Raw genomic sequence first — 6,111 nt, 5'->3', positions numbered from 1 at the left:
CCGCCTGACGCCTGCCTCGCCACTAAACCCTGACCGACGATCACCGGCCAGGGTTCGCTGCCGCCTGCTTGGCTGAGGTGGATTCACGTGTCAGCACCACCCGGCGCCGGGCTCGCGGACGTTAATCCCGGGCGAGTCCGGGCATGCGCGAGCCATGCCAGAACGACCGGACAGTATGCCACCCGCACAGAAACAGCCATACCCGGGACACACCGGACGCATGGAGCCCGAGCCGCGTGACGAGATGCGTCACTACACCGGCAGCGGACTGCTGGCAGGCAAGCGCGCCCTGATCACCGGAGGTGACTCCGGGATCGGCCGGGCGGTGGCCGTGGCCTTCGCCAAGGAGGGCGCCGACGTCGCGATCGCGTACCTGAGCGAGCACGAGGACGCCGCGCACACGCTGAAGCTGGTCGAGGCGGAGGACCGGCGATGTGTGCTGATCCCGGGCGACCTCGCCGACCGCGACCACTGCGCCTCCGTCGTCGAACGGGCGGTCTCGGACCTCGGCGGCCTGGACATCGTGGTGAACAACGTCGCCTACCAGCAGCCCGTCGAATCGCTGGAAGTGCTGTCCGAGGAGCAGTGGCAGCACACCTTCGACGTCAACATCCACAGCTACTTCCGCATCACCAAAGCGGCGCTGCCGCATCTGCGCAAGGGCTCGGCGATCATCAACACGTCATCGGTGAACGGGCTGCGCGGCAACAAGGCGCTCATCGACTACGCCACCACCAAGGGTGCGATCAACGCTTTCACCTATTCGATGGCGCAGAGCCTCGTGGAGCGCGGCATCAGGGTCAACGCGGTGGCTCCGGGCCCTGTCTGGACTCCTCTCATCCCGGCGACCATGCCGGAGGAGAAGGTGGAGCAGTTCGGCCGGCAGGTCCCGATGCGGCGGGCCGCCGACCCCGACGAGATCGCCCCGTCGTACGTGTTCTTCGCGGCCGGTCGCCTCTCGTCGTACTACACGGGCGAGGTCCTGGCCCCCATCGGCGGGGAGACCCTGCCCGGCTGAGCGGGTTACCGGGTCTGACGGAGGGCAGGCGAAACGTGAGTCGTCGACCGAAGGAGGGGGCATCATGGTCGTCGAGCCCACCAAGAGCGAGCCCACCAAGAGCGAGCCCACCAAGAACGGGCACGGCAGGCGGATCGCCTTGCCCGTGGTCGGTACGGTGCCCCTGCCGGGCCCCCAGCACCTCGTCTTCTACGCGGTCCTGGTCTCTCTGGGGATATTGGAGATCGTGGAGTGGCCCGTCGTGGGCATCGTCGCCATCGGCCATCTGCTGGCAGGCCAGCACCGCCACCCCAGCCTGCAGCAAATCGGAGAGGCCGCGGAAGCAGCGTAAACCGTGGTCACCAGGTCCACATCCCCACCCGTACCGGCACTCCAGGGGAGGCATGCAGGACGGGAGGCTCCTCGCGGGTGGGTAGCCCCGCCGCCTGGATCAGGTCCTGATCCAGGCCGATGAGGTGAGAGTGGTGCAGCGGCCACGGCGGATGCTCCACCTGCGCGGTGGCCGGCCGACCGGCCACGACGGTGAACAGGCGGTAGCGGGCGGTCAGGAAGTGCGCGAGTTCGTCGCGTTCGCGTTCCGCCAGGGGCGCGCCTCGCTCCGCCTCCGCGTCGCACCGCGCGCCGGCCGGGCCGGGCCAGCGCCGGCGGCAGCGGTAGCGGGTGCGGCCGTCCCTGGTGTCCACCGACATGTCCGACCAGAAGTAGGGCAGCCTGTAGCCGCCGCGGCCACCGATGGCCGCGAGCAGGCGTCCGGCGTCCAAGGACAGGAACCAGATCCCGGTACGGCCACGAGGGTCGCGGACGTACGTGCGCAGGTTCGTCTCGGGGAAGGTGGACAGCCACGGGAGGGCGGGCAGGCCGGGAAACCGGACGCCACGCATGAGAAAGGGCGTGAGCCCGACCCACGCCGCCCCGTCGAAGGTCTCCACCGTGAGGCCGCCCGGCACCAGAGCCTGCACGCACGCGGGCGGATAGCGCCAGTGGATGAAGGTGATCTCCGACCAACGGTGGTACATCACCGGCCGATGGACGCGGGGCGACGGTGGAGCTCGCACCCTGGACCTCTGCCCTCGTCGTGCGGGCGGGAACAGGCTGTCAGGCGCGCGCGCCCGGGGCGAGCGGCCGGACGTCGATCCGCCCGGAGTCGCACGCCATCGCCGTGAACGGGATCTCCAGGTGGGCCACCTCGTCCGGAGGGATGATCATCAGGCGGGCCGAGGTCGGGCATCGCTTCTCGGCTCCGGTCTGCACCATCACCCAGTGCAGCCTGGCGTGGGCGGAGGCCTTCGGCTTCAGCACCACCCGTTGGGGCCGGACGTTCTCCCTGCGCACCCGCGTCCGCATGGCGTCGCCGTTGCCGTCGAACATGACCAGCCCGACGAAGCCGTACACCCAGCAGGTCTGGGCGGAGGTGTTGGTCAGCACCAGCGGCGCGTACACGTTTCCCGCCCCCGGGTCCTGCCGCCCGAGGTGCGCCGAGAGGGCTTCGGTGCGGCAGCGCCCCGGCGCCGACCCTTCTCCGCGGGCGGAGGCCGCCGCGAGGCCGATGTTCGTGGTCGCCGGGCCCTGCGCACTGACCGCGGTGGCCTCACCGGATGCCGGAAGGCCGCACACGGCCAAGGTCAGCAGTGCGCTCGCCGTCATCGCCGATCCGGCACGTTTGAATCGCTGCATGCTCTGTTGGATGAGCGTCACGCGTGTTTTGTTGGCAGGCCGTCACGGTGGTCGTGGCGCCGTCCCCAGGTCGGCCTCGGTCGACCTGGGGACGGCGCGCCCGTTCGCTCAGCCCTTCGACCGGCCCTGGAGGTCGGCGCCGGCGCTGGTGGCGGCGCGCTTGGTGGTGGCCGCCGCGCGGGTGTCGGGGCCGGGCAGGTCGGAGGTGAAGCCGTAGACGACGGTCGCCGTGGCGATGGCGCCGGTGTTCAGCGCGAGCGCCTTGTCGTTGATGTTGGCGATGGTGTCGCAGGCCTGGTGGTAGCAGGGGTCGTACGGTTCGCCGGCGGTGCCGCCGAACAGCGCGGCCTCTTCGGCGGTCTTGATGCCCTCGGCGCCGGTGAACAGGCCGCCCGCCGGGATGCCGGTCGCGATGAACGGTCCGTAGTCGGAGCGGCCGTCGAAGTCGGTCCCGTTGTGGCCCTGGCGCAGCGTGTCGAAGTACTTCTCGAAGAGCTTCTCGATCTCGTCGGATCCGGGCGGGCCGGCGGGGGAGCCGACGGCGTCGCTGTTGTCACCGTCATAGATCTTGAACGCGTAGTTGGTGGAGCCGATCATGTCGTAGTTGAGGTACAGCTTGATCTTGGCCAGGTCGGCGGCCGGCAGGGTGTCCACGTATTCGGTGGAGCCGAGCAGGCCCAGCTCTTCGGCGCTCCACCAGGCGAAGCGCAGCTTGTTGCGGGTGGGGACCTTGCCGAGCGCCTCGGCCACCGCGAGCGTGGCGGCGCTGCCGGAGCCGTCGTCGTTGATGCCCGGCCCGGCCGGTACGGAGTCGAGGTGGGCGCCGGACATGACGACCTTGTTCGGGTCGCCCCACTTGGAGTCGGCGATCACGTTGTGGGTGGTGCGGATCTCGCTGATGGTGTCGGTCTTGAGGTGCACCACGCTGGTGGCCGAGGCCAGTTCCTGGCCGACGGCGAAGCTGGCGCCCAGGACGGGGATCGACACGGGCTCGCCGAGGTTGCCGAGCAGGGTGTCGGTACGGCCGGGCTGGCCCTCGTTGAAGATGATCGCGGCGGCGGCTCCGGCGGCCTGGGCGTTCTGCGCCTTGACGACGAAGTTGCAGGTGCCGCGCTGGAGCAGGGCGATGTTGCCGGGCGTGAAGCCGGCGAAGTCGGAGGCCTCGCAGCCGGAGCTCGAGCTGCTGGGCGTCGGGCCGGGCGGCAGGACCAGGTCGACGTTCTGCAGGGTCCCGGTCACCTCACCGGAGCCGGAGTAGCTCATGGTGGCGAACTCGCCGACGGAGGAGCCGTCGGGCGGCGTCGGGGCGAAGACCCGCGGGTTGGGGGAGGTCCGCTCCAGCAGAGCGGTCGACTTCTCCTCGAAGAAGGCGAAATCGAACGGCTGCACCGTCACGGTGTAGCCGGCCTTCTTGAGCTTGCTGACGACGTAGTCGCGCGAGGCCGCGTGCCCGCTCGTGCCGGCCGCCCGGTTGCCGCCGTTGGCGTTGGCGATCGTCTGCAGGGCCTGCAGGTGCTTCTTGACCGCGGGCGCGGTGATGGATTCGATCAGCTTCCTCTGCGCCGTGTTCGGTCCCGGGTCCGCCTGCGCCGCGGCGGGGACGAGCGAGAGAGGTAAGGCGAGCGCCGCTGCCATGGTGAGGACGCGGTACGCACCTCGGCGCGAGGTGATGCGCATGTGAGCTCCTTTGACTCGCAGGAATCGGTGCATTCTGCCCGAATCGGCGGCATAGGAGAACGTAGACCGCCATACCCGCCCTCGGGAAGGCCCGAATCGCACAGCCGCCGGTCTCCGACTGTTCTTCTCGAGGCCGAGGATCCGTTGGTGGCGCGTCACGTGTGATGGATGGACTCGTGCGGACATATAGCGCCCTTTTGAGAGGAACTATCCTCGATGTCCGCTTCTCCAGAGAACGAGCTCGTGACACGACGGCGGTTGCTCGCCGTCACCGGCGGACTGGTCGGCGCGGTCGCCGTCGGCGGCCTGACCGGTCCGGCCTGGGCCGACGACCGGCGCCCCGGCGGGAGCCGCCGGCGCTGGCTGCCCGGCGACCACCATGTGCACAGCGAGTTCAGCGTGGGGTACGACAACTCCACCACCCCGCCCAAGCCGATCATCGGCGGGGACGCGATCTACCCGTTGTCGGTCAACGCCACGCACGCGCAGCAGTTCGGGCTCGCCTGGATCGTGTCGACCGACCACGGTGGCCCGCTGCACTCCAAGCTGGACGCGGAGCAGAGGTACCCGAGCCTGCTGGAGGCGCGCCGGTCGGTGCCGCGGGTGCTGCAGTTCTACGGCATGGAGCTGGACACGCCCGCGGCCGACCACTCCAGCCTGATCATCCCGAAGGTGTCTTCCGAGCGCGACATCCTGTTCCAGCTGGAGAGCCGCTTCTCCAAGCGTGACCCGTTCCCCGCGGACCCGTCGTTCGACACCGAGCAGAAGATGCTGGAGGCGCTGCGCGTGATGCGGCAGCTCCCGCACAAGCCGCTGCTGTTCGCGAACCACCCCGCCCGCTCCGCCTCCGGGCTGGGCGTCTACGGCCAGGACACCCCGGCGGAGTTCCGCAACTGGAACGACACCGCGCCGGAGATCGCGCACGGCTTCGAGGGCGCCCCTGGCCACCAGGCCGGCACGCTCAGGAAGGACGGCAGCATCGACCCGGACGGCGAGCGCGGCGGCTACGGCAACTACCCCACGATGGGTGGTTTCGACCAGATGACCGCCCGGCTCGGCGGCCTGTGGGACTCGCTGCTCGGTGAGGGGCGCCGCTGGTGGATCACCTCCACGTCCGATTCCCACCGGCACTACAGCGACGGCGGCAGCGACTTCTGGCCGGGCGAGTACTCCAAGACGTATGTGCACGCCGGCTGGGACTACGCCGACATCCTTGACGGGCTGCGCAGCGGCCGGATCTTCGTCGTCATCGGCGACCTGATCGACCAGCTCGACCTCACGGTCTCCCGCGCCGGCCAGGCGCAGGGCCAGGCCGAGGGCAACACCGTCAGTGTCGGCGAGACCCTCACGCTGCGCGGCAACGACCGTGACGCCGAGGTCGAGGTCCGCTTCCGCGTGCCGCGTACCGCCAACGCCAAGGGCGAGCGCCCGCAGGTGAAGCGGGTCGACATCATCACCGGCCGGGTCACCGGCCCGGCCAAGGACCGCTCCTCCGACACCAACCCCACCACCAAGGTCGAGGCCCGCTACGGCGCCGGCCAGTGGCGGCGCGACGGTGACGAGATCGTCGTCCGTCACACGGTGCGCGACATCGACGGCCCCATGTACGTCCGCGTCCGCGGCACCAACACCGACGAGCTCGAGCCCCAGCCCGACCCGAAGGGTTCCGACCCGTGGGCCGACCTGTGGTTCTACTCCAACCCGGTGTTCATCGAGCGCTGACGCCAAGCTGGGATGACCGG

The 6,111-nt window shown here is 69.9% G+C and carries 6 protein-coding genes; 3 read left to right on the top strand and 3 right to left on the bottom strand.

Annotated elements, in window-relative coordinates; translation table 11 throughout:
- Positions 1–175: 175 nt before the first annotated feature.
- Positions 176–1,018: an SDR family oxidoreductase gene (locus ACIHFD_RS55570; RefSeq protein ID WP_397373801.1), complete on the top strand. Its 843-nt coding sequence runs from the start codon at positions 176–178 to the stop codon at positions 1,016–1,018.
- Between the two features lie 64 nt (positions 1,019–1,082).
- Positions 1,083–1,349, top strand: a complete 267-nt coding sequence (locus ACIHFD_RS55565) for a hypothetical protein (protein WP_397373800.1) — start codon at positions 1,083–1,085, stop codon at positions 1,347–1,349.
- A gap of 7 nt (positions 1,350–1,356) precedes the next feature.
- On the opposite strand, the gene ACIHFD_RS55560 is transcribed toward ACIHFD_RS55565, so the two are convergent.
- From ACIHFD_RS55560 to ACIHFD_RS55550, 3 genes are all read right to left on the bottom strand, one after another.
- The gene (locus ACIHFD_RS55560; protein WP_397373803.1) at positions 1,357–2,034 is read right to left on the bottom strand and encodes a YqjF family protein; all 678 of its coding nucleotides are present in this window, start codon (positions 2,032–2,034) and stop codon (positions 1,357–1,359) included.
- 79 nt (positions 2,035–2,113) lie between these two features.
- Positions 2,114–2,692, bottom strand: a complete 579-nt coding sequence (locus ACIHFD_RS55555; protein WP_364250201.1) for a DUF4232 domain-containing protein — start codon at positions 2,690–2,692, stop codon at positions 2,114–2,116.
- Positions 2,693–2,800: 108 nt separating this feature from the next.
- Positions 2,801–4,369, bottom strand: a complete 1,569-nt coding sequence (locus ACIHFD_RS55550; protein ID WP_397373799.1) for a M28 family metallopeptidase — start codon at positions 4,367–4,369, stop codon at positions 2,801–2,803.
- 216 nt (positions 4,370–4,585) lie between these two features.
- On the opposite strand from ACIHFD_RS55550, the gene ACIHFD_RS55545 reads away from it, so the two are divergent.
- The gene (locus ACIHFD_RS55545; RefSeq protein WP_350739507.1) at positions 4,586–6,091 is read left to right on the top strand and encodes a phosphoesterase; all 1,506 of its coding nucleotides are present in this window, start codon (positions 4,586–4,588) and stop codon (positions 6,089–6,091) included.
- Positions 6,092–6,111: the final 20 nt, after the last annotated feature.

The sequence above is a fragment of the Nonomuraea sp. NPDC051941 genome (assembly GCF_044593615.1).
Note: the sequence above shows the minus strand (reverse complement) of the source record. Positions and strands in the feature narration are given on the sequence as shown.

What these genes read in the sequence shown, in the direction of transcription:
- ACIHFD_RS55545 (WP_350739507.1), top strand. Translation starts at nt 4,586, where the DNA reads ATGTCCGCTTCTCCAGAGAACGAGCTCGTGACACGACGGCGGTTGCTC.
- ACIHFD_RS55565 (WP_397373800.1), top strand. Translation starts at nt 1,083, where the DNA reads ATGGTCGTCGAGCCCACCAAGAGCGAGCCCACCAAGAGCGAGCCCACC.
- ACIHFD_RS55550 (WP_397373799.1), bottom strand. Translation starts at nt 4,369, where the DNA reads ATGCGCATCACCTCGCGCCGAGGTGCGTACCGCGTCCTCACCATGGCA.
- ACIHFD_RS55570 (WP_397373801.1), top strand. Translation starts at nt 176, where the DNA reads ATGCCACCCGCACAGAAACAGCCATACCCGGGACACACCGGACGCATG.
- ACIHFD_RS55555 (WP_364250201.1), bottom strand. Translation starts at nt 2,692, where the DNA reads ATGCAGCGATTCAAACGTGCCGGATCGGCGATGACGGCGAGCGCACTG.
- ACIHFD_RS55560 (WP_397373803.1), bottom strand. Translation starts at nt 2,034, where the DNA reads ATGTACCACCGTTGGTCGGAGATCACCTTCATCCACTGGCGCTATCCG.